The organism is Mycobacterium sp. IS-1496 (assembly GCF_001499995.1).
Classification (GTDB): Bacteria; Actinomycetota; Actinomycetes; order Mycobacteriales; family Mycobacteriaceae; genus Mycobacterium.
Genome location: NZ_LQIU01000048.1, coordinates 1 through 23,480, shown reverse-complemented (window position 1 = coordinate 23,480; position 23,480 = coordinate 1). Strand labels below are relative to the sequence as shown.

The 23,480-nt window shown below is 69.6% G+C and carries 24 protein-coding genes, 4 tRNA genes and 1 pseudogene; 20 read left to right on the top strand and 9 right to left on the bottom strand.

Translation table 11 applies throughout. The features are described from left to right. Window positions 1–124: 124 nt before the first annotated feature. Window positions 125–200: transfer RNA gene (locus AU195_RS21065), tRNA-Lys, on the bottom strand. Between the two features lie 120 nt (window positions 201–320). On the opposite strand from AU195_RS21065, the gene AU195_RS21060 reads away from it, so the two are divergent. From AU195_RS21060 to AU195_RS21045, 4 genes are all read left to right on the top strand, one after another. Continuing rightward, window positions 321–393, top strand: a tRNA-Glu gene (locus AU195_RS21060). 33 nt (window positions 394–426) lie between these two features. After that, window positions 427–503, top strand: a tRNA-Asp gene (locus AU195_RS21055). A gap of 42 nt (window positions 504–545) precedes the next feature. Further along, window positions 546–622, top strand: a tRNA-Phe gene (locus AU195_RS21050). A 55-nt stretch (window positions 623–677) separates the two neighbouring features. Next, window positions 678–1,289 (top strand): TetR/AcrR family transcriptional regulator, encoded by a 612-nt coding sequence (locus tag AU195_RS21045; protein ID WP_059160986.1) that lies wholly within the window; start codon window positions 678–680, stop codon window positions 1,287–1,289. Between the two features lie 9 nt (window positions 1,290–1,298). Here the strand turns inward: AU195_RS21045 and AU195_RS21040 are convergent, their stop codons facing one another. Next, on the bottom strand, window positions 1,299–2,663 hold the full coding sequence (locus AU195_RS21040) for a WS/DGAT/MGAT family O-acyltransferase (RefSeq protein ID WP_059160985.1): 1,365 nt from the start codon (window positions 2,661–2,663) through the stop codon (window positions 1,299–1,301). A 91-nt stretch (window positions 2,664–2,754) separates the two neighbouring features. On the opposite strand from AU195_RS21040, the gene AU195_RS21035 reads away from it, so the two are divergent. Then, a complete protein-coding gene (locus AU195_RS21035) occupies window positions 2,755–3,741 on the top strand; it encodes an NAD-dependent epimerase/dehydratase family protein (RefSeq protein ID WP_059160984.1) in 987 nt (328 codons plus the stop codon). On the opposite strand, the gene AU195_RS26000 is transcribed toward AU195_RS21035, so the two are convergent. Then, on the bottom strand, window positions 3,738–3,893 hold the full coding sequence (locus AU195_RS26000) for a hypothetical protein (RefSeq protein WP_172800665.1): 156 nt from the start codon (window positions 3,891–3,893) through the stop codon (window positions 3,738–3,740). The two genes, AU195_RS21035 and AU195_RS26000, sit on opposite strands and share 4 nt — an antisense overlap. Window positions 3,894–4,034: 141 nt before the next feature. On the opposite strand from AU195_RS26000, the gene AU195_RS21025 reads away from it, so the two are divergent. The 4 genes from AU195_RS21025 to AU195_RS21010 are packed head-to-tail and all read left to right on the top strand — an operon-like array spanning window position 4,035 to window position 5,913. Continuing rightward, the gene (locus AU195_RS21025) at window positions 4,035–4,481 is read left to right on the top strand and encodes an SRPBCC family protein (protein ID WP_059160982.1); all 447 of its coding nucleotides are present in this window, start codon (window positions 4,035–4,037) and stop codon (window positions 4,479–4,481) included. A gap of 35 nt (window positions 4,482–4,516) precedes the next feature. Then, the gene (locus tag AU195_RS21020) at window positions 4,517–4,963 is read left to right on the top strand and encodes an SRPBCC family protein (RefSeq protein WP_059160981.1); all 447 of its coding nucleotides are present in this window, start codon (window positions 4,517–4,519) and stop codon (window positions 4,961–4,963) included. A 6-nt stretch (window positions 4,964–4,969) separates the two neighbouring features. Next, entirely contained in the window at window positions 4,970–5,410 is a 441-nt protein-coding gene (locus AU195_RS21015) for an SRPBCC family protein (protein ID WP_059160980.1), read from the top strand. Window positions 5,411–5,469: 59 nt separating this feature from the next. Next, window positions 5,470–5,913 carry an SRPBCC family protein gene (locus tag AU195_RS21010; RefSeq protein WP_059160979.1) on the top strand — a complete coding sequence of 148 codons (444 nt, stop codon included), beginning with the start codon at window positions 5,470–5,472 and terminating at the stop codon, window positions 5,911–5,913. A gap of 22 nt (window positions 5,914–5,935) precedes the next feature. Here the strand turns inward: AU195_RS21010 and AU195_RS21005 are convergent, their stop codons facing one another. Continuing rightward, a complete protein-coding gene (locus AU195_RS21005) occupies window positions 5,936–7,105 on the bottom strand; it encodes a pyridoxal phosphate-dependent aminotransferase (protein WP_059160978.1) in 1,170 nt (389 codons plus the stop codon). A 55-nt stretch (window positions 7,106–7,160) separates the two neighbouring features. Between AU195_RS21005 and AU195_RS21000 the strand changes: the two genes are divergently transcribed. The 4 genes from AU195_RS21000 (at window position 7,161) to AU195_RS20985 (ending at window position 13,404) form a co-directional block, all read left to right on the top strand. Next, on the top strand, window positions 7,161–8,267 hold the full coding sequence (locus AU195_RS21000; protein WP_059160988.1) for an alkene reductase: 1,107 nt from the start codon (window positions 7,161–7,163) through the stop codon (window positions 8,265–8,267). Window positions 8,268–8,416: 149 nt separating this feature from the next. Further along, window positions 8,417–9,628 (top strand): acetyl-CoA C-acetyltransferase, encoded by a 1,212-nt coding sequence (locus AU195_RS20995; RefSeq protein WP_059160977.1) that lies wholly within the window; start codon window positions 8,417–8,419, stop codon window positions 9,626–9,628. 9 nt (window positions 9,629–9,637) lie between these two features. Then, window positions 9,638–11,785 (top strand): 3-hydroxyacyl-CoA dehydrogenase NAD-binding domain-containing protein, encoded by a 2,148-nt coding sequence (locus AU195_RS20990; RefSeq protein ID WP_059160976.1) that lies wholly within the window; start codon window positions 9,638–9,640, stop codon window positions 11,783–11,785. Window positions 11,786–11,937: 152 nt separating this feature from the next. Then, complete coding sequence (locus AU195_RS20985; RefSeq protein ID WP_172800664.1) at window positions 11,938–13,404, top strand: ANL family adenylate-forming protein; 1,467 nt, start codon at window positions 11,938–11,940, stop codon at window positions 13,402–13,404. Here the strand turns inward: AU195_RS20985 and AU195_RS20980 are convergent, their stop codons facing one another. Beyond that, the gene (locus AU195_RS20980) at window positions 13,405–13,830 is read right to left on the bottom strand and encodes a pyridoxamine 5'-phosphate oxidase family protein (RefSeq protein WP_059160974.1); all 426 of its coding nucleotides are present in this window, start codon (window positions 13,828–13,830) and stop codon (window positions 13,405–13,407) included. An 80-nt stretch (window positions 13,831–13,910) separates the two neighbouring features. Between AU195_RS20980 and AU195_RS20975 the strand changes: the two genes are divergently transcribed. After that, window positions 13,911–14,900 carry an LLM class F420-dependent oxidoreductase gene (locus AU195_RS20975; protein ID WP_059160987.1) on the top strand — a complete coding sequence of 330 codons (990 nt, stop codon included), beginning with the start codon at window positions 13,911–13,913 and terminating at the stop codon, window positions 14,898–14,900. Between the two features lie 32 nt (window positions 14,901–14,932). Further along, window positions 14,933–15,277 (top strand): cupin domain-containing protein, encoded by a 345-nt coding sequence (locus tag AU195_RS20970; protein WP_059160973.1) that lies wholly within the window; start codon window positions 14,933–14,935, stop codon window positions 15,275–15,277. A 12-nt stretch (window positions 15,278–15,289) separates the two neighbouring features. Here AU195_RS20970 and AU195_RS20965 read toward each other — a convergent pair whose 3' ends face one another. Then, window positions 15,290–15,874: a hypothetical protein gene (locus tag AU195_RS20965; RefSeq protein WP_059160972.1), complete on the bottom strand. Its 585-nt coding sequence runs from the start codon at window positions 15,872–15,874 to the stop codon at window positions 15,290–15,292. Window positions 15,875–15,994: 120 nt separating this feature from the next. Between AU195_RS20965 and eat the strand changes: the two genes are divergently transcribed. Next, window positions 15,995–17,398, top strand: coding sequence for an ethanolamine permease (gene eat / locus AU195_RS20960; RefSeq protein WP_059160971.1), 1,404 nt, complete (start codon window positions 15,995–15,997; stop codon window positions 17,396–17,398). Between the two features lie 13 nt (window positions 17,399–17,411). Here eat and AU195_RS20955 read toward each other — a convergent pair whose 3' ends face one another. Next, entirely contained in the window at window positions 17,412–19,061 is a 1,650-nt protein-coding gene (locus AU195_RS20955; RefSeq protein WP_059160970.1) for a DNA repair helicase XPB, read from the bottom strand. A gap of 62 nt (window positions 19,062–19,123) precedes the next feature. Continuing rightward, window positions 19,124–21,379 carry a helicase-associated domain-containing protein gene (locus tag AU195_RS20950; protein WP_059160969.1) on the bottom strand — a complete coding sequence of 752 codons (2,256 nt, stop codon included), beginning with the start codon at window positions 21,377–21,379 and terminating at the stop codon, window positions 19,124–19,126. 35 nt (window positions 21,380–21,414) lie between these two features. Here AU195_RS20950 and AU195_RS20945 point away from each other — a divergent pair, with 35 nt between their 5' ends. From AU195_RS20945 to AU195_RS20930, 4 genes are read left to right on the top strand one after another with little or no spacing between them, the layout of a single operon-like run. Further along, window positions 21,415–21,636, top strand: coding sequence for a hypothetical protein (locus AU195_RS20945; protein WP_059160968.1), 222 nt, complete (start codon window positions 21,415–21,417; stop codon window positions 21,634–21,636). Beyond that, window positions 21,637–22,122, top strand: a complete 486-nt coding sequence (moaC, locus tag AU195_RS20940) for a cyclic pyranopterin monophosphate synthase MoaC (protein WP_059160967.1) — start codon at window positions 21,637–21,639, stop codon at window positions 22,120–22,122. Beyond that, complete coding sequence (locus tag AU195_RS20935) at window positions 22,122–22,598, top strand: MogA/MoaB family molybdenum cofactor biosynthesis protein (RefSeq protein ID WP_082703150.1); 477 nt, start codon at window positions 22,122–22,124, stop codon at window positions 22,596–22,598. Before moaC ends, AU195_RS20935 begins: the two co-directional genes overlap by 1 nt. Then, the gene (locus tag AU195_RS20930) at window positions 22,595–23,023 is read left to right on the top strand and encodes a molybdenum cofactor biosynthesis protein MoaE (protein ID WP_059160965.1); all 429 of its coding nucleotides are present in this window, start codon (window positions 22,595–22,597) and stop codon (window positions 23,021–23,023) included. The genes AU195_RS20935 and AU195_RS20930 overlap by 4 nt, the downstream gene beginning before the upstream one ends. 3 nt (window positions 23,024–23,026) lie before the next feature. On the opposite strand, the pseudogene AU195_RS20925 reads toward AU195_RS20930, so the two are convergent. Continuing rightward, window positions 23,027–23,480 (bottom strand): annotated as a pseudogene (locus AU195_RS20925) (transglycosylase family protein); the annotation flags it as partial.

The following is a 23,480-nucleotide window of genomic DNA, read 5'->3' as shown; positions in this document are numbered from 1 at the left end:
CGCGACCGCAACACCAAATGACCGCCCACAACACACTCCAATCAAGAAGGGTGTTGCATCCACCGCTTGAAACCGCCGGCCGGATCGCGATCTGTGCGCAATCTCGATGACGACGAAGCCGGTGTGGTGCCCCCACCAGGGCTCGAACCTGGGACCTGCGGATTAAAAGTCCGTAGCTCTACCAACTGAGCTATAGGGGCGCGGTGCACCACAATACTGCGTCGGCCGCCGACCCTGGTTTTGGGTTTGAGCTACCGGTGTCCTAAGCTATCGAAGCTCCCAACGGAAACGTTGCGAGTACCCCGGAGAGATTCGGCTTGGCCCCCTTCGTCTAGCGGCCTAGGACGCCGCCCTTTCAAGGCGGTAGCGCGGGTTCGAATCCCGTAGGGGGTACACGTGACCGATCGGTTCGGAGTCACACAGTAAGGCCCTGTGGCGCAGTTGGTTAGCGCGCCGCCCTGTCACGGCGGAGGTCGCGGGTTCGAGTCCCGTCAGGGTCGCCATCACGGCGAGGCATCGAGGTTCGCAACGAGCCGGTGCCTTCCGGCCAGGTAGCTCAGTTGGTACGAGCGTCCGCCTGAAAAGCGGAAGGTCGCCGGTTCGATCCCGGCCCTGGCCACCATGACTGTGGTTTCAACCCATGTCTTCTCCGGCGCGGCCGTACGATGCTCGCTGACATGACCGTGACAAGCGAGGCCCCGGGCGCGGTGGAGGATAAGAACAACTTCCGCCAGCGGCTCCTCGACGCGCTCGAAGAGTCGATCGCCGAGGACGGCTACGGCAAGACCACCGTCGCCGACATCGTGCGGCGCGCCCGCACCTCGCGCCGGACCTTCTACGAACACTTCGACAGCCGCGAAGCCTGCTTCCTCGGCCTGCTCGCCGAGGCCTATGCCGGCCAGGTCCGGCAGATCTCGGCGGCCGTCGACCCGAACTCGCCCTGGCAGGTGCAGGTGCGCCAGGCCATCGAGGCGTGGATCTCCTCGGCGGAGTCGCGTTCGGCGCTGATGTTGAGCGCCACCCGCGACCTGCCCGGCCTTGGTGCGGCCGCCCGCGATCTCCAGCGCGAGGTGACCGAGAACTTCATCGACATGGTGCAGGCGCTCGGCGGGACCGACGAATTCCGCTCGGCGGGCATCGGGCCCGTCTCGCGTCCCCGCGTCGTCATGCTGCTCGGCGGTCTGCGCGAACTGACCGCCATCACCGTCGAGGACGGAGGCCGCATGAGCGACATCACCGAGGAAGCCGTCGGCGCCTCGATCGCGCTGCTGCGACCCGACGCGGCCTGACCCGAGCCGTCACGCCCCGACCGCGCGCTCGAGCTCCTTGAGCGAATCCTCGAGGTGCCCGAGCAACCGTTGCAGGTGCGGCACGCTGCCGCGCGCGCCCACCAGCCCGAAGTCGAGGTTGTCGCCGTTGTTGGCCATCGTGATGTTGAGCGCCTGGCCGTCGAGGGCGATCGAGAAGGGATAGTTCCCGTCGAGGCGGGCGCCGCGCCAGTACATCGGTGTCTGATTGCCCGGCACGTTCGAGATCACGATGTTGAACGGCGGGGGAGCGGTCGAGACGAATCCCGGTACCGCCCCCAGCCCGAGCGGCGCGATCATCGACGCGGACAGCGCCAACTGCTGCGTGCGCGGCAAGTGGGAGAACACCTGCTTGTTGCGGCGCATCGACAGGCTGATGGTGTCGAGGCGGCGGGCCGGATCGTCGTCGTCGGTGGCGAGGTTGCACAGCACGACGCCGGTCATGTTCCCGCCCGCGTCGGCCTCGTCCTCGGTGCGCAGGCTCACCGGCACCATAGCGATGAGCGGAGCGTCCGGCAGCGCGTCCTGTTCGGTGAGATAGAACCGCAGCGCGCCGGCGCACATCGCGAGGATGACGTCGTTGACCGTCGCGCCGGTCGCCCGTTTGACCGAGCGGATGCGCTCCAGCGGCCAGGACTGTGCCGCCACCCGGCGGGCCCCGCCGATCGGCACGTTGAACATCGTCTTCGGCGCACCGAACGGCAGTTGGAGCTGTTGTTCGAGCAACGCCGCGCGCGCCAGCCCGAGGGTCGAAGGGGCCAGGGCCGCAACGGAACCCACGCGGTCGGTGACGCTGCGCAGCAGTGACTTGGACTCCGGCTCCCGGGTGCGCCGCCTCGGCGGCAGATTCCACGGCACCCGCACCTCGGTGTCGTCGGGATCGGTCGACAGCGTGCGCTGGGTCAGCTTGAGCGCCGACACCCCGTCGATGAGCGCGTGGTGGAACTTGACGTACACCGCGAAGCGCCCGTCGCTGAGCCCTTCGACCAGGTGCGCCTCCCACAGGGGACGGTGCCGGTCGAGCAGCCCACCGTGCAGCCGCGACGTCAACTCCAGCAGTTCACGCACCCGCCCCGGCGTCGGCAGCGCCGACCGGCGCAGGTGGTAGTCCAGGTCGACCTCGTCGTCGACGGCCCAGGCGAGGTTGGCGACGCCGCCGAGCACCGTACCCGGATGCTTGCGGAACGTCTCCTGAAAGTCGGTCTGCGCCACCATCGCCTGGTGGATCTCGCGCAGGAACTCCGCACCCGAGATCCCGTCCGGCGGTTCGAACAACTGCAGCCCGCCGACATGCATCGGATGCTCCCTCGACTCGACGAGTAGAAACATCGAATCGGTCGGCGAGATCAGCTTCATCGCGGTCCCTTCGGGTCGTGGATCTCCTTTGTATGCCCACTCCTCGGTCCCGGCAACGTTTTGCCGGTCGCAGACCGGGAACTTCTCGCGCATGTCACTGCGCGTCGCCGTCACCGGACCCACCGGGGACATCGGGATCTCGGCCATCGAGGCGCTGGAGGACCACCCCGACGTCGGGCAGATCGTGGGAATGGCACGGCGCCCGTTCGATCCCGCCGCGCGGGGCTGGACCAAGACCACCTACCGGCAGGGCGACATCCTCGACCGCGAGGCGGTCGACGCACTGGTCGCCGACGCCGACGTGGTGGTGCACCTGGCGTTCATCATCATGGGATCGCGGGAGGAGAGCGCCCGCGTCAACCTGGCCGGCACCCGCAACGTATTCGAGGCGACGGTGGCCGCGACGCGGCCGCATCGCCTCGTCTACACCTCGTCGGTCGCCGCGTACGGCTACCACTCCGACAACCCGGTGCCGATCACCGAGGACGTGCCGCCGCGCGGTTCGTCCGAGCACTACTACTCCGAGCAGAAGGCCGCGTGCGAAGCGGCGCTGGCCGAGATCACCGGCGGATCCGAGTTGGAGGTGTACGTCCTGCGGCCGTGCATCGTGGCCGGACCGAAGGCGCCCGCCCTGGCCGATGCCATGCCGTGGAACCAGCTGCCCGGTCCGGTGCGTCGGGTGACGCAGGCGTTGCCGTTGCTCAAACCGCCGTTCCCGGACCCGGGTACGCCGCTGCAGCTGGTGCACCACGACGACGTCGCGGCGGCGATCGCGCTGGCCGTCACCACCACCTCGGCACCGCCCGGTGCCTACAACATCGCCGGCGACGGGGTGCTGTCGATGTCCGATGTCGCGGAGGCCCTCGGTGCCCGTCCGGTGCGGGTGCCACGAGTGGCGGCGGTCGCCACCTCGGAGGTGATGTCGCGGCTGCCGTTCGTGCCGTCGATTCTCGAGTGGCTGCACGCCGGCCGGACGTCGGTGGTGATGGACACCTCCAAGGCGAGGGACATGCTCGGGTGGACACCGAGATACACCGCCGCCGAGACGCTTTCGTCGCTGGCGAGCACCATCCACTAGTCGCCGGTGTCGGCCGGCCCGCTCGGGGTGGCGCCCCCTTCGCTGGACCAGTCGACGCGGTCGTCCGCGCCTTCGGCCGGGTCGCTGATGACGTCGTCCTTCGCGTTGTCGGGACCCTTGTCGGACTGCGTGGTCTTCGGATCGTCGCTCACGCGGCCCGAATACCCGACGTGCGCCACGGAGAAACGGCGCGGCGCCGCCACTCAGTCCCGGCGGACGCGCAGCCGGGCGACCACCGGGTTGATCGCCTCGGTCATACCCGGCGACCCTACGCCGGGAGTAGGGTCGCGGCTGTGGCCATCCGTGAGTCGCGCGAGGTCGTCATCGAGGCCCCGGTCGACGAGATCCTGCCGATCATGCTGGATCTCGAGGCGCTGCCCGAATGGTCGGCGGCGCATCGCAGTTCGGAGGTGCTCGAACGCGACGAGCAGGGCAGGCCGATCCGCAGCCGCGCCACCGTCGCGACCGTCGGCATCACCGACGTCCAGGAGATCGCGCTCACCTACCACGACGACGGCTACGGCTGGACACTCGTGAGCTCCACCTACCAGCGCTCCCAGGAGGCGCGCTACCGGCTCATCCCCGAAGGCGACCGGACCCGTGTGCGTTTCGAGGTGACCGTCGACCCGGTGATGCCGATGCCGGGGTTCCTGTTGCGGCGTGCCGCCAAGGGCGTGCTCGACACCGCCACCGTCGGACTGCGCAAGCGGGTGCTCGAGGTGCGCGGGCGCACCAACTGATCCCGCGGGCCCGGTGCGGTCGCTAAGGTCGGCCCATGGCAGTCAGCGATTCGCGCGAAGTCGTCATCGAAGCAACCCCGGCCCAGATCCTCGACGTCATCGCCGACGTCGAGTCCACCCCCTCCTGGTCGTCGCAGTACCAGAGCGCCGAGGTGCTCGAAACCCACCCCGACGGCAGGCCGCGCCGGGTCAAGATGAAGGTCAAGGCGGCGGGCCTGACCGACGAGCAGGTGGTCGAGTACACGTGGACCGACAGCTCCGCCAGCTGGACGCTGGTCAGCGCGGGCCAGCTCAAGAGCCAGGACGCCACCTACACCCTCACCCCGGACGGCGCCAAGACCAAGGTGCGGTTCGAGATCACCGTCGACCCGTCGGTGCCGCTGCCCGGGTTCGTTCTCAAGCGGGCGATGAAGGGTGCGATGGAGACCGCGACGGACGGTCTGCGCAAACAGGTTTTGAAGGTCGCCAAGGGTGGCACATAGCCTTCCATGGCCATCACAGAATCGCGCGAAGTCGTCATCGAAGCCAGCGCCGACGACATCATGGAGGTGCTGTTCGACCTCGAGTCCCTGACCGAGTGGTCGTCGGCCCACCAGAAGGTGGAGATCCTCGAACGGGACGACGAGGGGCGGCCCAAGCGCTCCCGCCAGGTCGTCAAGATCGTCGGTGTGAGTGACGAGCAGGTGCTCGACTACTCCGTCCACGACGACGGCGTGAGCTGGACCCTGGTCAGCTCGAAACAACAACGTGCCCAGGACGGCCGGTACACCCTGACCCCGGACGGCGACGGCACCCGCGTCCGGTTCGACCTGACCGTCGACCCGACGGTGCCGCTGCCGGGCTTCCTCGTCAAGAAGGGCGCCAAAGGCCTGATGGAGACGGCCACCGACGGTCTGCGCAAACGGGTCCTCAAGGTCAAGAACGGCTGAGCGCCCCGACTTGCGCTGAACCCGCCGGTAGCGGCGCGCGGGTCACTACATTGGGCCTCATGGCCGTTCGCGCGTCACGTGAAGTGGTCTTCGATGCGCCACCGGAGGCCATCCTCGACGTGCTCGCCGACATCGAGGCGCTGCCGGACTGGTCCTCGGTGTACCGGAAGGTCACCGTGCTCGACCGCCACCCCGACGGTAGACCGCGCCGGGTGGAGGCCACCCTGCGGTTGATGGGCGTCACCGACAACGAGATCCTCGAGTACCACTGGGGCAAGCACTGGGTGGTGTGGGACGCCGAGGACACGTTCCAGCAGCGCGGGCAGCACGTCGAGTACAACCTGACGCCCGAGGGGGACAGGACCCGTGTGCGGTTCGACGTCATCGTCGACCCGTCGGTGCCGATCCCGCAGTTCCTCGTGAAGCGGGCGAAGAAGATCGTCCTGCACTCGGCGACGGAGGGGCTGCGGGCGCGGGTGATGGCCAAGACGCACGCTGAGTGAGGGACGAGCGGGTGGCGCCGTTTCAGCGGCGCAGCACCTGCAACCGACGGATGGCCTCGTCGAGGGTGTCGTCGCGCTTGCAGAACGCGAAGCGCACCAGATGATTCCACCGGTCGATGTGCGGCGAGTCCGGATCGCAGAACGCCGACATGGGGATCGCCGCGACACCCGCCCGCTCGGGGAGGTCGGCACAGAACGCGGTGCTGTCGTCATAGCCGAGCGGTCGCGGGTCCGCACACAGGAAGTAGGTGCCCGCGCTGTCGTGCACGGCGAATCCCAGATCGGTCAGTGCTGACCCGAGCCGATCGCGCTTGGTCTGGAAGGCGTCGCGCAACGCGCTCACCCACGCGTCCTCGTGGTCCAGGGCATGGGCCACCGCCGGCTGGAACGGCGCACCCCCGACATAGGTGAGGTACTGCTTGGCGGCTCGGACGCCGCCGATGAGATCTGCTGTGCCGCAAACCCATCCGACCTTCCAGCCGGTGACGTTGAACATCTTGGCGGCGCTCGAGATGGTGACCGTGCGCCCGGACATGCCCGGATAGGCGGCCAGGGGGCGGTGCCGGTGTCCGTCGAACACGAGGTGCTCGTAGACCTCGTCGGTGATGACCAGCAGATCGTGTGCGACGGCGAGTTCGGCGATCGCGGTGAGTTCGGCGTCGGAGGCCACCATGCCGGTGGGGTTGTGCGGGGTGTTGACGATCAACGCCTTCGTGCGCGGCGTGATCGCGCGGCCCAGACCGTCGACGTCGATCGCGAAGCCGCGGCCGTGTTCGGTCATCGGCACGGCGACGCGGTGGCAGCCGGCCATCGCGATCACCGGCGAGTACGAGTCGTAGAACGGTTCGACGAGCAACACCTCGGAGCCGGGTTCGACCAGGCCGATGACCGCGGCGGCGATCGCCTCGGTGGCGCCGTTGGTGACCAGCACATCGGTGTCGGGGTCGTAGTCGACGCCGAATGTCCTCTTGCGTTGCGCCGCAATGGCTTCGCGCAACGGGGCGATGCCGAGCCCGGGTGGGTACTGGTTGACGCCGTCGGCGATCGCCTGCCGGGCCACCTCGAGCATCGACGCCGGACCGTCCTCGTCCGGGAAACCCTGCCCGAGATTCACCGCGCCGATGCGGGCGGCGAGCGCCGACATCTCGGCGAACACCGTCACCGCGTACGGCCGCAGCCTCGACACCGTCATGGCCCCGAGCGTAACGACGGGAATGAAATCGGGGCGCGTGGCGTCTGCACCCGACGTGGCTTTCAGATTCGATGACGACGCGACCCTGCTGACACCGCTGCAGGTGGGTGACACCTCCGCCCGGAACCGGGTGTTCATGGCTCCGCTGACCCGGTCCCGCGCGCAGGCCGACGGCACGCCGTCCCACCTCGCCGCCCAGTACTACGCCCAACGGGCGTCCGCGGGCATCGTCATCACCGAGGCCACCGCCGTGTCGCGGAACGCCAACGGCGCCTACCTGAACACCCCGGGCATCTACACCGACCGCCATCAGGACACGTGGGGGCAGATCGCGTCGGCGGTGCACGCCGAAGGTGGGCGGATCTTCATGCAGTTGTGGCATGTCGGCCGGATGGGACACCCCGACATCAGCGGTGTCCACCCCGCCGCGCCGTCGGCGGTGGCCGCGGACCTCGTGACGCACACACCCGGCGGGAAGAAGCCGCTGGTGGTGCCCAGGGCGCTCGAGACCGAGGAGATCCCGCAGATCGTCGCGCAGTTCCGCTCGGCGGCGCGCCGTGCGGTCGACGCCGGGTTGGACGGGGTCGAGATCCACGGTGCCAACGGGTACCTGCTGCACCAGTTTGCCTCCGATGTCGTCAATCAGCGCACCGACGCCTACGGCGGATCGGCAGAGAACCGGGCGCGGCTGACCGCCGAGGTGGTCGAGGCCGTGGCCGACGAGATCGGCGCCGGCCGCGTCGGGCTGCGGATCTCGCCCGGCAACGGCGCGGGAGACGTGCGCGAGGACGACCCGATCGCGGCGTACGAGGCGCTCCTGAACCGGATCGCGCCGCTGAACACCGCCTACCTGCACGTGCTGATCGATCCGACCCAGACGACCTTCGGGGTGATCAGGGCGCTGTGGCCGGGGGTGTTCGTACTGAACACCGGCCGCGGGACCGACACCGACTTCTGCCAGCTGGAGAGCTTCGCGCAGTGGGGTGCGGTCAGTGCGGTGGCCGTCGGTCGGGCGTGGCTGGCCAATCCGGACCTGATCGAGCGGCTCACCGTCGGCGCGGACCTGAACGAACCCGACGTCGCCACCTTCTACGCGCCCGGGCCGGTCGGCTACATCGACTACCCGACGCTCGCCGGACTGGAGGCGCGCCGATCGGCGTGAGCAGGTACTGCCGCGAGCAGACAGAAATGTGCGTGCTGACCGGCCCAGAGGGTGATTCCGTGGGGGGTACCTCCCGCTTGCGGGGGCCTGCTCGGCGGAAGCAGTGACCGGCCAACCAACAGGTTGGTTTGGGCTGTTACGCTGCGCGCATGTCTGAAGAAGCCTTCATCTACGAGGCGATCCGCACGCCTCGCGGCAAGCAACGCAACGGTTCGCTGCACGAGGTCAAGCCGCTGAACCTCGTCACCGGCCTGATCGACGAACTGCGCCACCGGTTCCCCGACCTGGACGAGACGCTGATCAGCGACGTCGTCCTGGGCGTCGTGTCGCCGGTCGGCGACCAGGGCGGCGACATCGCCCGCACCGCGGTCCTGGCCGCGGGTCTGCCCGACACCACCGGCGGCGTGCAGCTCAACCGGTTCTGCGCCTCGGGCCTCGAAGCGGTCAACATCGCCGCGCAGAAGGTGCGCTCGGGTTGGGACGACCTGGTGATCGCCGGGGGTGTCGAGTCGATGAGCCGTGTTCCGATGGGCTCTGACGGTGGCGCATGGGCCACCGACCCGGAGACCAACTACACGATCGGCTTCGTGCCCCAGGGCATCGGCGCCGACCTGATCGCCACCATCGAGGGCTTCTCCCGCGAGGACGTCGACGCCTACGCCGCCCGCTCCCAGGAGCGTGCCGCGGCGGCCTGGTCGGGCGGCTACTTCGCCAAGTCCGTCGTGCCGGTCCGCGATCAGAACGGCCTGGTGATCCTCGACCACGACGAGCACATGCGTCCCGGTTCGACCGTCGAGAGCCTCGGCAAGCTCAAGACCGCGTTCGACGGGATCGGCGCGATGGGCGGCTTCGACGACGTGGCGCTGCAGAAGTACCACTACGTCGAGAAGATCAACCACGTCCACACCGGCGGTAACTCCTCGGGCATCGTCGACGGCGCCGCGCTGGTGCTGGTCGGCAGCGAGAAGGCCGGCCAGTCGCAGGGTCTGACCCCGCGGGCGCGGATCGTGGCGACCGCGACCAGCGGCGCCGATCCGGTCATCATGCTCACGGGCCCGACACCGGCCACCAAGAAGGTGCTCGACCGCGCCGGGCTGACCGTCGACGACATCGACCTGTTCGAGCTGAACGAGGCGTTCGCCTCGGTGGTGCTGAAGTTCCAGAAGGACCTGGGCATCCCGGACGAGAAGCTGAACGTCAACGGCGGTGCGATCGCGATGGGCCACCCGCTGGGTGCCACCGGCGCGATGATCACCGGAACCATGGTCGACGAGCTCGAGCGCCGGGGTGCCCGGCGCGCGCTGATCACGCTGTGCGTGGGCGGCGGCATGGGCGTGGCCACCATCATCGAGCGGGTCTAGGAGACAACCATGGCTGAGAACACCATCAAGTGGGAGCAGGACGACGACGGCATCGTCACCCTGACGTTGGACGATCCGACCGGTTCGGCCAACGTGATGAACGACCACTACAAGTCCTCGATGCACAACACCGTCGAACGCCTTGTGGCCGAGAAGGATTCGATCACCGGTGTCGTCATCACCAGCGCGAAGAAGACCTTCTTCGCCGGCGGTGACCTCAAGAGCATGATCAACACCGGTCCGGACGACGCGGCCGCCGTGTTCGAGAACGTCGAGGAGATCAAGGCCGATCTGCGCAAGCTCGAGACGCTGGGCAAGCCGGTCGTGGCCGCCATCAACGGCGCCGCGCTCGGCGGTGGCCTGGAGATCGCGCTGGCGTGCCACCACCGCATCGCCGCCGACGTCAAGGGTTCGGTCATCGGCCTGCCCGAGGTCACCCTGGGGCTGCTCCCCGGCGGTGGCGGCGTCACCCGCACCGTGCGCATGTTCGGTATCCAGAAGGCGTTCATGGAGGTGCTGAGCCAGGGCACCCGCTTCAAGCCGGGCAAGGCCAAGGAGACCGGCCTGGTCGACGAATTGGTCGGCAGCATCGAGGAACTCGTGCCCGCCGCGAAAGCGTGGATCAAGGCCAACCCCGAGGCGAACACCCAGCCGTGGGATGCCAAGGGCTACAAGATGCCCGGCGGCACGCCGAGCAGCCCCGGCCTGGCGAGCATCCTGCCGTCGTTCCCGGCCCTGCTGAAGAAGCAGCTCAAGGGTGCGCCGATGCCGGCGCCGCGCGCCATCCTCGACGCCGCGGTCGAAGGCGCGCAGGTCGATTTCGATTCGGCGTCGCGGATCGAGAGCCGCTACTTCACCAGCCTGGTCACCGGTCAGGTCGCCAAGAACATGATCCAGGCGTTCTTCCTGGACCTGCAGACCATCAACGGCGGCGGCTCCCGTCCGGACGGCATCGCCAAGACCGAGATCAAGAAGATCGGCGTGCTGGGCGCGGGCATGATGGGTGCGGGCATCGCCTACGTCTCGGCCAAGGCCGGCTACGACGTGGTGCTCAAGGACGTCTCGCTCGAGAACGCACAGAAGGGCAAGGCGTACTCCGAGAAGATCGAGGCCAAGGCGCTCGAGCGGGGTAAGACCACCCAGGAGCGCTCCGACGCGCTGTTGGCCCGCATCACCCCGACCGGTGACCCCGCCGACCTCAAGGGTGTCGACTTCGTGATCGAGGCCGTGTTCGAGAACCAGGAACTCAAGCACAAGGTGTTCCAGGAGATCGAGGACGTCGTCGAGCCCAACGCGCTGCTCGGGTCGAACACCTCCACGCTGCCGATCACCGGTCTGGCGACCGGCGTGAAGCGCCAGGAGGACTTCATCGGCATCCACTTCTTCTCCCCGGTCGACAAGATGCCGCTGGTCGAGATCATCAAGGGCGAGAAGACCTCCGACGAGGCGCTGGCCCGCGTGTTCGACTACACGATGGCCATCGGCAAGACCCCGATCGTGGTCAACGACAGCCGCGGGTTCTTCACCAGCCGCGTCATCGGCACCTTCGTCAACGAGGCGCTGGCGATGCTCGGCGAGGGTGTGGAGCCGGCGAGCATCGAGCGGGCCGGCAGCATGGCCGGCTACCCGGCGGCGCCGCTGCAGCTGTCCGACGAGCTCAACCTCGAGCTCATGCAGAAGATCGCGAACGAGACGCGCAAGGCCACCGAGGCCGCGGGCGGCACCCACGAGGCGCACCCGGCGGAGGCCGTCGTCAACAAGATGATCGAGATCGGCCGGCCGTCCCGGCTCAAGGGCGCCGGCTTCTACGAGTATGTCGACGGTAAGCGCACCGGGCTGTGGCCGGGCCTGCGCGAGACGTTCGAATCCGGCACGGCCGACATTCCCCTGCAGGACATGATCGACCGCATGCTGTTCGCCGAGGCCATCGAGACGCAGAAGTGCCTCGACGAGGGCGTGCTCACCTCGACCGCCGACGCCAACATCGGCTCGATCATGGGCATCGGCTACCCGCCCTACACCGGCGGCAGCGCGCAGTACATCGTCGGTTACGAGGGTGCGCTCGGCACGGGTAAGGAGGCCTTCGTGGCCCGCGCCCGCGAGCTGGCCGAGCGCTACGGCGACCGGTTCACCCCGCCGGAGTCGCTGACCAAGTAGTTCGCACCACCACGGGCCCCCGCGACAGCGTCGTCGCGGGGGCTTCGTGCTGTCCGGGGCGGCGAAGAATGCACGCACGGTGGTGCTTTCGCCGCGCGGCACAGCCGTCAATGCAATAACGAGGGCCGGGCGAGCGCGTTAACCTGGCCACCGTGGGCTTCACCGAAACCTTCGCGGCGGGCTTCACCAGCTACGGCGACGGGCCGTGCATCGAGTTCGAGGGCCGCTGGCACAGCGGCGACGAGGTGACCGGTTACGCCGCCGCCCTCGACGCCGCCCTCGCCGAAGCCGGCGTCGCGGCCGACGCGCCGATCGGCCTGGTGGTGCGCAACCGCCTGCCGCACGCTGCCGCGATCGCGGGGTCGCTCGCCGGGGGGCGCTGGGTGTCGATGATCTACTCGTTCCAGTCGCCGGAGGCGGTCGCCCGCGATGTCGAGCAGCTTCGGCCGGCCGCCGTCGTCGCCGACGCGCAGGACTGGACCGAGCCGGTGGTCGCCGCCGCGACGCGCTGCGGCCTTGCCGGGGTTGAGATTTCGGCGCAGGCGCCACGTGTCGTGACGGTACGCCGGGGCGCGCCGGTGCCGGCTTCGGCGTCCGCGGGGTTGTCGATCCTCACCTCCGGCACCACCGGTCCGCCGAAGCGGCAGGCCATCGGGGAGGCGGTGCTGCAGCGCACGGTGTTCAGCGTGACGGGCGGCCTGTTCGCCGAACCCACCGATCCGCCGGAACTGTCGTACTGGCCGTTCGGCGGCATCGGCGTCTGCCAGCTGATCGCCGGGTTCGCCACCGGTAAGCGGATCGTGCTGCTGGAGCGCTTCAGCGTCGACGACTGGGTCCGGGCGGTGAGAACGCACCGCATCCCGCGGGCGGGTGTCCAACCCGCGGTGGTGCGGATGCTGCTCGACGCCGACGTGTCGCCCGACGATCTGGCCTCGCTGCAGTTCCTGATCAGCGCATCGGGTCCGCTGGACCCGGCGACCCGTGACGAGTTCGAGCACCGCTTCGGCATCCCTATCCGGCTGGCCTACGGCGCAACGGAATTCGCCGGATCGGTGTGCGCGTGGACGCCGGAGATGGTCGAGGAGTTCGGCGGGGCCAAGCGCGACAGCGTGGGGCGTCCGCTGCCGGACACCCGGGTCCGCATCGTCGACCCGGACACCGGCGACGAGGTGCCCACCGGCGCGCGCGGGGTGCTCGAGGCACGGATCGACGTGCTCTCGCCCGACTGGATCCGCACCACCGACATCGCGTCGATCGACGAGGACGGCTTCGTCACCCTGTACGGGCGTGCCGACGGTGCGATCATCCGGGGCGGGTTCAAGATCCTGCCCGAGACGGTCCGGCAGGTGCTGCTCGACCATCCGGGGGTGCGTGACGCGTGCGTGGTCGGCGTGCCCGACGACCGGTTGGGTCAGGTTCCCTTCGCCGCGGTGGAACCCGCACGCGGACAACCTGTTCCCGATTCCGAGCAGCTGCGGGAGTGGGTGCGCGCCGCACTGCCCGTCCACCACGTCCCCGTCGCCGTCGTCACCGTCGACGAACTGCCGCGCACCCCGTCGCTGAAGGTGCGGCTACCCGACGTCGCGGCGCTCTACGACACCGTCCGGGCGAGCACGTAGTCAGAACGAGCCGAGGTCCGACGACAACCAGTGTTGCGGGCGGAGGTGGATCACCACGCTCTCCCCGTGCTCGCGGCGGGCCATCTCCAGGTAGGGCTCGACTGCCTCGGGCGGAAGATAGCGTTCGGTCACCTCGACCAGGTGCGCGTCGGTGGCGGGTTCGATGCGGCTGACCGGACCGTCGACCGCGACGTAGCGCACGGACGGCTCGACGCGTTCGACCATCAGTGAGAAATGTCCGGCCGCCTCGATCAACCGGTGTTTACGGGAACCGGCCCCGGTGAGCACCCACGGCTGCCCGCCGGGGGAGTACTGGTACCAGACCGGGACGGTCAATGGGCCGCGGTCCGGTCCGGCGGACACCGAGAGCGCGGCGATATGGGGTTCGGCGAGGAACTGTTCGCGGTCGTCTTTCGATAGGGCCATGTTCGCGAGGGTAATGACGGCCACCGACAGCGTCCGCAAGTCTGCGGGAATCCGTGCGGCTCGGGGCTACAGTCGTGATCATGCGATTTGGACTGTTCATCCCGCAGGGTTGGCGGCTCGATCTGGTCGGCATACCGGTCGACCGGCACTGGCGGGTGATGTCCGATCTGGCGACCTACGCCGACGGCACCGCATGGGACTCGCTGTGGGTATACGACCACTTCCACACCGTTCCGGTGCCCACCGACGAGGCCACCCACGAAGCCTGGTCGCTGATGGCCGCCTACGCGGCGACCACCTCACGGATCAAGCTCGGCCAGATGTGTACGGCGATGAGCTACCGCAACCCCGCCTTCCTGGCGAAGGTCGCCGCGACGGTGGACGTCATCTCCGGTGGGCGGGTGCAGATGGGCATCGGCGGCGGTTGGTACGAACACGAATGGCGCGCTTACGGTTACGGTTTCCCGTCGGCCGGTGCGCGGTTGGGCAGGCTGGACGAGGGCGTGCAGATCATGCGGGACGCCTGGCGCGACGGACGCGCCACCCTCGACGGTAAGCACTACCAGGTCACCGACGCGGTCGTGCAGCCGAAACCGCTGCAGGACAACGGTATCCCCCTGTGGATCGCGGGCGGGGGCGAGAAGGTCACGCTGCGCATCGCCGCGAAGTACGCGCAGTACACCAACTTCACCTCCGAACCGGAGGGCTTTCAACACAAGTCGGAGGTGTTGGCCGAGCACTGCCGTGAGGTCGGCACCGACTACGACGCGATCGTGCGCTCGGCGAACTTCAACGCCGTGATCGGCGACTCCGAGGACGACGTCGCCGCGCGGGTCGAACGCGTGCGGGAGCGGCAGGTCGCGGTGGCCGACAAGGATGCCGTCAACGCGATGCTGTCAACGGCGACGGCGCCCGAGTCGGCCAGTGGGACACCGGAACAGGTCATCGAGAAGCTCGCGCGGATGCGTGACCTGGGTTGTGAGTACGCCATCGTGTACTTCCCCGAGGCGGCCTACGACCGATCGGGTATCGAGATGTTCGAACAGAAGGTGATCCCCGCGCTCGCGTGATTGCCCGGACAGGAAGTGGGAACACCCAAACCATGGAGAAGCTCTCTCTCACCGCATTGGCCCGTGAACACCTCGAACTCGCCCGTTCGCGCAACAACGGCCGCAGCGCCCACACCGTCTACGGCGGGCACGAGCACTCTCTGCGGCAGACGTTGATCGCGTTGACCGGCGGTAACGGACTCGACGAGCACGAGGCGCCCGAGGAGGCGACCCTCTACGTCGTGACCGGACGCGTGCGGTTGGGTGACGGCACGTCGCACTGGGAGGGTTCGGCCGGCGATCTGATCGTCATCCCGAAGACCCGCCACGACTTGGCGGCGCTCGAGGACTCCGCGGTGTTGCTGACCGTCGTCAAACCGGTCGGCCCGTACACCTGAGGAACACCAGGCTCAGGGCTGCCCGGCGATGATCTTCGGGGGCGCCGGAGGCGGGCCCGGCGCAGGGGGCGGCGGCGGGTCGAAGTATCCCGGCGGCGGCGGCCCGTCCAGCGGGTAGTACCCCGGGGGCAGCGGCGGCCCCGCGGCTTCGGGTCCCTCGGCGGGCGCCAGCGCAGGGGTCGATGACTCCGGCGCGGTGAACGACGTGTACCCCGGCGGCAGCGGTGGCGGGGGACCGGCCCCCGGCGGAGGTGGGGTGTACACCGGCATCTGGTCCGGCATCCCCATTCCGTAGGGATTCTGGGCCTGATGCCAGGCGTCGCGCAGGAAGCCGAGCGGCCCGTCACCCGAGCCGTACTGCTGGTTCTGCACCTGCGGCACCGGCGGCGGGCCGACCGGTGGCGGCGCGGGCGGGGGTGCCGGATCCCCGGCGGCCACCACGGCGGGCGGACCCGGAACCGGGGCGGGCGGGGGAGCGGGCTGCGCGGCGGCGGCGCCCGCCAGCCACAGTGCCCCGAGGCCGGCGGCCGCGCCGGCCAGCGTCAGCCTGGCCCCGCGAGCGGTCGCGGCGGCGCGGTTGCGCGGTCGTCCGATCATGGGTGTCGAGGCTAGCGTGTTCGGGCTGCCGCCGTCGGCTGTGTGGATGAGTTCGCCGAGCCGGCCTGCCCAGACTCGCGAAGCGCTGTGCGGACTGCGTGCCCGGTCTAACATCGCCGGGTGGACATCACGCACAGCGAATCCAGCGAGTACCTCGCCAAACGGACGCTCAAGCAGGGCACGGCCGGCTGGCTCCTGCTCGCCGGACTCGGCGTCGGATACGTCATCTCCGGCGACTACTCGGGATGGAACTTCGGGCTCGCCGAGGGCGGTTTCGGAGGGTTGCTGATCGCGGGCGTGATCATCGCCGGCATGTACCTGGCGATGGTGTTGGGGATGGCCGAGATGTCCTCGGCGCTGCCCGCGGCGGGCGGCGGCTACACCTTCGCCCGTCGCGCGCTCGGACCGTGGGGCGGATTCGCCACGGGCACAGCCATTCTCATCGAGTACGCGATCGCCCCGGCCGCCATCGCCACATTCATCGGCGCCTACGTCGAATCACTCGGGCTGTTCGGCATCACCGACGGCTGGTGGGTGTATCTGGCGGTGTACCTGCTGTTCATCGGTATCCATCTCAGCGGCGTCGGTGAAGCGCTCAAGGTCATGTTCGTCATCACGGCGATCGCGCTGGCGGGCCTGATCATCTTCGCCATCGCGGCGATCGGGAGCTTCGACGCCGCGAACCTCACCGACATCGCGCCCACCGACGCAGCGGGCGCCTCGTCGTTCCTGCCGTTCGGCTACCTCGGGATCTGGGCGGCCGTGCCGTTCGCGATCTGGTTCTTCCTCGCCATCGAAGGTGTGCCACTGGCCGCCGAGGAGGCCAAGGATCCCTCACGCAACGTCCCGCGGGGGATCCTCGCGGCGATGGCCGTGCTGCTGATCACCGGCAGCTCCGTGCTGGTGCTGGCGGCGGGCTCCGGCGGGGCGGAGCTGATCAGCGCCTCGGGCAACCCGCTGGTGGAGGCGCTCGGCGATACGACGATGGCCAAGGTGGTCAACTACATCGGCCTGGCCGGGCTGATCGCGAGTTTCTTCTCGATCATCTACGCCTACTCGCGTCAGCTGTTCGCGCTGTCCCGCGCCGGATACCTGCCGAAGCGGTTGTCGGTGGTCAACTCCCGCAAGGCGCCGACGCTGGCCCTGGTGGTGCCCGGCATCATCGGCTTCATCCTGTCGTTGACCGGGCAGGGCGCGATGCTGCTCAACATGGCGGTGTTCGGTGCCGCGCTGTCCTATGTGCTGATGATGGTCAGCCACATCGCGCTGCGGGTGCGGGAACCCGACATGCCCCGGCCGTACCGCACGCCGGGCGGCATCGTCACCACCGGTTTCGCACTCGTCATCGCCGCCCTGGCGGTGGTCGCCACCTTCCTCGTGGACAGCACCGCGGCCACCTGGTGCCTGGTGGTGTTCGCCGCGTTCATGGCGTACTTCGGGATCTACAGCCGCCACCACCTGGTGGCGAACTCGCCCGACGAGGAATTCGCCGCGCTGGCCGATGCGGAGAAGGACATCCTTTGATCAGGACGGATCTCTAGATCGCGGGTCCCAACAGATCGTCGGCGTCCTTGATGATGTAGCCGTAGCCCTGTTCGGCGAGGAACCGCTGCCGGTGCGCGGCGTATTCGGCGTCGAGGCTGTCGCGGGAGACGACGGAGTAGAACACCGCCCCGCCGCCGTCGTGCTTGGGCCGTAGCAGCCGGCCCAGCCGCTGCGCCTCTTCCTGCCGGGACCCGAACGTGCCCGAAACCTGAACGGCCACCGATGCTTCGGGAAGGTCGATGGAGAAGTTGGCGACCTTCGAGACCACCAGCGTCGAGATCTCACCGCGGCGGAACTGGTCGAAGAGCATCTCGCGCTCGGCGGTCTTCGTCGACCCCTGGATCACCGGAGCGTCCAGTTCCTGGCCCAGCTCCTCGAGCTGGTCGAGGTAGGCGCCGATCACGAGGGTCTGTTCGCCCTTGTGGCGCTCCAGGATCGACCGCACCACCGCGATCTTCGTGTGCACGGTCGAGCAGAGCCTGTACCGCTCCTCGGGTTCGGCGACGGCGTAGAGCATGCGCTCGTTGTCCGTCATCGTCACCCGCACCTCGATGCACTCCGCGGGCGCGATCCAGCCCTGTGCCTCGATGTCCTTCCACGGGGCGTCGTACCGCTTCGGCCCGATCAGGCTGAAGACGTCGCCCTCACGGCCGTCCTCGCGGATCAGGGTGGCGGTCAGGCCCAGCCGGCGGCGCGACTGCAGGTCGGCCGTCATCCGGAAGACCGGCGCGGGCAGCAGGTGCACCTCGTCGTAGATGATCAGCCCCCAGTCGCGGCTGTCGAACAACTCGAGATGGCGGTACTCGCCCTTGGTGCGGCGGGTGATCACCTGGTACGTGGCGATCGTGACCGGCCGGATCTCCTTCTTCTCCCCGGAGTACTCGCCGATCTCGTCCTCGGTGAGCGAGGTGCGGGCGACCAGTTCGCGCTTCCACTGCCGGCCCGCGACGGTGTTCGTGACAAGGATGAGCGTGGTGGCGCCGGCCTTGGCCATCGCCGCGGCGCCCACGAGCGTCTTGCCCGCACCGCACGGCAACACCACCACACCGGAGCCGCCCGACCAGAACGAATCCGCGGCCATCTCCTGGTAGTCGCGCAGATGCCAGCCGTCCTGCGCGAGTTCGATCGGATGCCGCTCACCGTCGACGTAGCCGGCGAGGTCCTCGGCCGGCCAGCCGATCTTGAGCAGCATCTGCTTGACGCGCCCGCGCTCGCTGGCGTGCACGATGACGGTGTCGTCGTCGATGCGTGCGCCCAGCATCGGAGCGATCTTCTTGTTGCGGAGCACCTCTTCGAGCACCGCGCGGTCCAGGCTGACCAGCACGAGCCCGTGCACCGGGCTCTTCACCAGCTGCAGCCTGCCGTAGCGGGCCATGGTGTCGACGATGTCGACCAGCAGAGGCTGGGGGACGGCGTAGCGGGAGAACGACACCAGTGCATCGACCACCTGCTCGGCGTCGTGCCCTGCGGCGCGGGCGTTCCACAGCGCCAGCGGCGTGATGCGGTAGGTGTGGATGTGCTCGGGGGCGCGCTCCAACTCGGCGAACGGGGCGATCGCCGCGCGGGCGGCCTGCGCCTGCTCGTGATCGACCTCGAGCAGCACCGTCTTGTCGGACTGCACGATCAATGGGCCGTCGGTCATGCGCGATCCCGCTTCGCTTCTCGCTTGTCGGTCATGGTTCTCCCCTGGAGCTCATCACTCCATTATTCGTTCTCGGCCGACACCACCGAGGTCACGCGGTGGATGGCGAATTCGCGTACCCGTCCGGATGCCGGATCGTAGGCGGTCAGCTGGCCGCCGCGGACGTTGACGGGGGCCACCACCCGCTGCGTGGCCACCCCGGCCGGATCGACGTAGCCGATCACCACCGACGTCTGCTGTAGTGCGGCTTCCTGCAGCTGCGTTATCGCAACGCCGGGATCGAGCCGCATGTTCCCCGACGGTGCGGCCGCGACCTTGCGCAGCACCGCGACGATCGCGCCGAGCGTCTGGCCGGTCGGGGTGGGCGCCGGCCGGTAGACCCGCCGTCGGCCGGGGGCGGGCACCCGCGAGCCGCGGGAGCGGATGTCGACGATCGCGCCGGACGAGTCCTCGGCGGCGGGGGCGAGCCCGGCGTTGCGCAGGGCGGCCAGCACGTCGGCGATCGGCGCCTGGGACACCGCCACCGTCGGGGCCAGCAGCCGCAGCTCGACCGCGTCGGTGGCCGGTGCGGCCACGGCCTGGGCCAGCAGCGCCGGGTCCTCGCACCGCACGAACGCCGCCGCGATGCCGACCCGCAGCTGGCCGTGGCGGCGCGCGACGTCGTCGATGAGATACGTCAACCCCTGCGGCACAGGGGTTCTGGAGTGCCGGCCGAAGAACGAGTGCAGTCCGCTGGCGGTCTTGCCGGTGTCGAGCGCGCGGCGGATCGACGCCTCGCTGACCCGGTACACCATCGCCGCACCTGCCGACTCCACCGATGCCACGGCCGCCAGTTGCTCAGCGAGGTCGCGTTCGAGCGGGCCCGGCACGACGACGGTCAGGTCGGCCTGCACCAGGAAGTGGTCGATCGGTGCGGGCAGCACCTTGGCCATGGCCGCCACGACGTCCTCGGGTGGTTGGCCGGCCAGCAGTCCGCGGGCGGGCGTCGCGATCGCGCCGCGGCCCACCATGCCGAGCGCGTGCGCTTCGGTGAGTAGACCGCCGACCGGTTCGGGCTGCAACCGCACCGCCCACCGCGGCCTGCGCCAGATCATCGCCCGCGACGCCGACGCCGCGTCGACGCCCGCTCCGGCGGGCAGGTCGGCCAGCACCGCCAACAGCAGCCGGCGATCCAGCGGAGCCGCCGTCGAGTACAGCGAATCCGACAGCGACGCATAGGGTTTGCCGTCTGGACCCCGGGTGCCGGTGAGTCCGGGCCTCGCGGGTAGGTCGAGCCACGTCGAGGCCAGCAGGTGCCAGCGCACCGCGGTCGGCGATTCGATGAACCGGTCGGCCGCCACCGTCGGCGCCCAGAACGTGCCGGTCCCGTCGCCCGGGTCGGGTTCGGGCATCCCGGCCGCGATGAGGCCGGCCCCCAACGCCACCTCGAGGATCAGCCCCAGCCGGCGTTCGTCGATACCCGTGGCCTTCACGAGGCGTTTGAGGTCGCGGACCCCGAGGCCGCCACTGCGCAGTTCGGGCACCGGGGTCGACGAGAGCGCCTCGAGCACCACGTCGACCTCGCGGAGCAGGTCGATGGCCGCACCGGCGGCGACGGCGTCGACGTCGGAGGTCTTCGTCGAGGTCGTGACGGGGTCGGGTGGATCGAGCTCCGTCGGACCGGGCGCCTCGCCGCGCAGCACCTGGCCGACGAGGCGGGGCAGGATCACGGTGTCGTCGTCGACCTGGCGCAGCAAACCCGCCGCCAGCAGGCGCTGCACCGGGCGGTCGGCCGGCGTCCCGGGCGCGGCGTCCCGTGTGCGGCCGACCGGCGACCCCTCCAGGAGCCGCTCCAGCAGGTCCCGCTGTGCGGTGTCGAGCCCGTCCAGTTTCTGGGCGATGTCGTCGGCGCCGTGCTCGGCCGTCTCCACGACCGCCTGTCCCGGGTACCACGGCAACCCGGACGCGACCTCGGCCGCCACCCGGACCTCGTCGTCACCCCACACCAGGGCCCGCCCCCGCAGATCGTCGACCGCGGCGGTGACCGCATCCTCGTCAGCGCGCGCCCCGACCAGCTCGAACAGCTTGGTCAACGGCACCGCGGTGGTGTCGCCGTGCAGCACGAGCAGCGCGTCCAGCACGGCCAACCGCAGGAAATCCAGGCCGTCGGTGGCGGCCTTCACCGACTGCCGCGACGTCGCCCGTGCGGCCAGAGCGGCGATGGTGCCCGGCGGCGGCTGGGTGAGGTCAGGGCGCAACTCCAGCAGCCGGATGAGCCGCTCATCGGGTAGTTGGGCCAACCAGGCGCCGAGGGGGACGCCCGGAGTGTGTGCTGTCATTGCTGACCAGCGTAAAGCAGCCGCCCGAGGTCGCCATGCGCCGCGGGGTTTGCCACAATGTGGGCGTGGCTGACAAGAAATCGAAGAAGCAGTACGTCGATCCGGGGTGGCCCGCCCACCTCGACGGTGACGAGCACGCCGTGAGCGAACTCGCCACCGATCGCACCGGGGCGCTCTCGCCGTTCGGCGACCTGACCTTCCCGCTGCCAGCCGAGGAGCTGCCCTACCTCCATCCCGTCACGGTCGTCAACAGGTAAGTGGCCGCCAGCTCGCAGCACGGGCTTTCGCACGTCGACGAGTCCGGCGCGGCGCACATGGTCGACGTCAGCGGCAAGGACGTCACCAAGCGCACCGCCGTCGCCGCGGGCACGCTGCACACCCGCCCCGACGTGGTCGCGCTGATCGCGTCCGGCGGGCTGCCCAAGGGTGACGCGCTGGCGACCGCGCGGGTCGCAGGCATCATGGCGGCCAAACGCACCAGCGACCTGATCCCGCTGTGTCATCAGCTCGCGCTGACCGGTGTGGACGTCGACTTCGAGGTCGGCGAGAGCCACGTCCGCGTCACCGCGACCGTGCGGACCACCGACCGCACCGGTGTGGAGATGGAAGCGCTGACAGCGGTCAGCGTGGCGGCCCTCACCGTCTACGACATGATCAAGGCCGTCGACCCCGCCGCCCGCATCGACGACATCGCGGTGCTGCGCAAAGAGGGCGGTAAGACCGGCACCTGGACGCGGACGTGATGAGATCCGGCCGCGTGGTCATCGCCTCCACCCGGGCCGCCGCGGCCGTCTACGAGGACCGGACCGGACCCCTGATCGTCGAGTGGCTGACCGGCCGCGGTGTCGAGACACCCGAACCGGTCGTGGTGCCCGACGGCGACCCCGTCGAAGCGGCCCTGCGCGCGGCGGTCGCCGACGGCGCCGACGTGGTGATCACCTCCGGCGGCACCGGCATCTCGCCCACCGACGCCACCCCGCAGGCCACCGCGGCCGTCGTCGATTACCAGCTTCCCGGTCTGGCCGAGGCGATCCGCAGGGCGGGGCTGCCGAAGGTACCCACCGCCGTGCTGTCCCGCGGGATCTGCGGCGTGGCGGGGCGCACGCTCGTGGTCAACCTGCCCGGCTCACCCGGCGGCGTCAGGGACGGGCTGACCGTGCTCGCCGACGTCCTCGACCACGCCCTGGATCAACTCGCCGGAAAGGACCATCCGCGATGACCGCCGTCGTGCTCCGCGCCGCCGTGACCGAGGATCCGATCGACCTGGCCGAGCACGAGGAGCTGGTGGCGCACGAATCCGCGGGCGCGGTGGTGAGTTTCGCCGGTGTGGTGCGCGACCACGACGGCGGCCGCGGGGTGACCCGGCTCGAGTACTCCGCGCATCCCAGCGCCGCGCAGATTCTCGCCGAGGTGGCCGCCGAGATCGCCGCGGATTCCGACGGTGTGCGCGCCATCGCGGTCAGCCACCGGGTGGGCCCCCTCGACATAGGCGACGCCGCCCTGGTGGCCGCTGTGGCAGCGGACCATCGCAGGGCGGCGTTCGACACCTGTTCCCGTCTCGTCGACGCCGTCAAGGACCGGATTCCGGTGTGGAAGCACCAGTTCTTCGGCGACGGCTCCGACGAGTGGGTGAACTCGGCCTGAGCCCTAGGCGGGCGGCAGGACCGGAGCGGGAGCCGGCGCGGGCGCCGGGGCCGGAGCGGGCGCCGTGCCTACCGGGATCGGCGCCGGGCCACCCGGGGTGTCCGGGGTGGTGAGCGGCCGCTGGGTCAGCGCCAGCAGTGCATCCGAACCCGAGATCTCCTGGGTCTGGATCGCGTGCCAGATCTCCTTGAGGTACGTGACGTTCGGGCTCTGCCCGGGCACCTGACCGGGGTTGACCGTCGTACCCGGCGGAAGGTTCTCCGGGCTGGCCAGGTGCGGCACCTCGGCGGGCACCTGCGGCAGACCCGCGGGCACCGCCGGGATCTGACCGCTCGCGGCCTGGTTGGCGGCGTCGAAGACCGGCTGCGGGATGTTGACCGCGTTGAGCGGGGCCAGCGGGTCCGCGGCCGGGGCGGCGACCGGGGCCGGAGCGGGCGCGGACCCGCTGGCCCCGCTC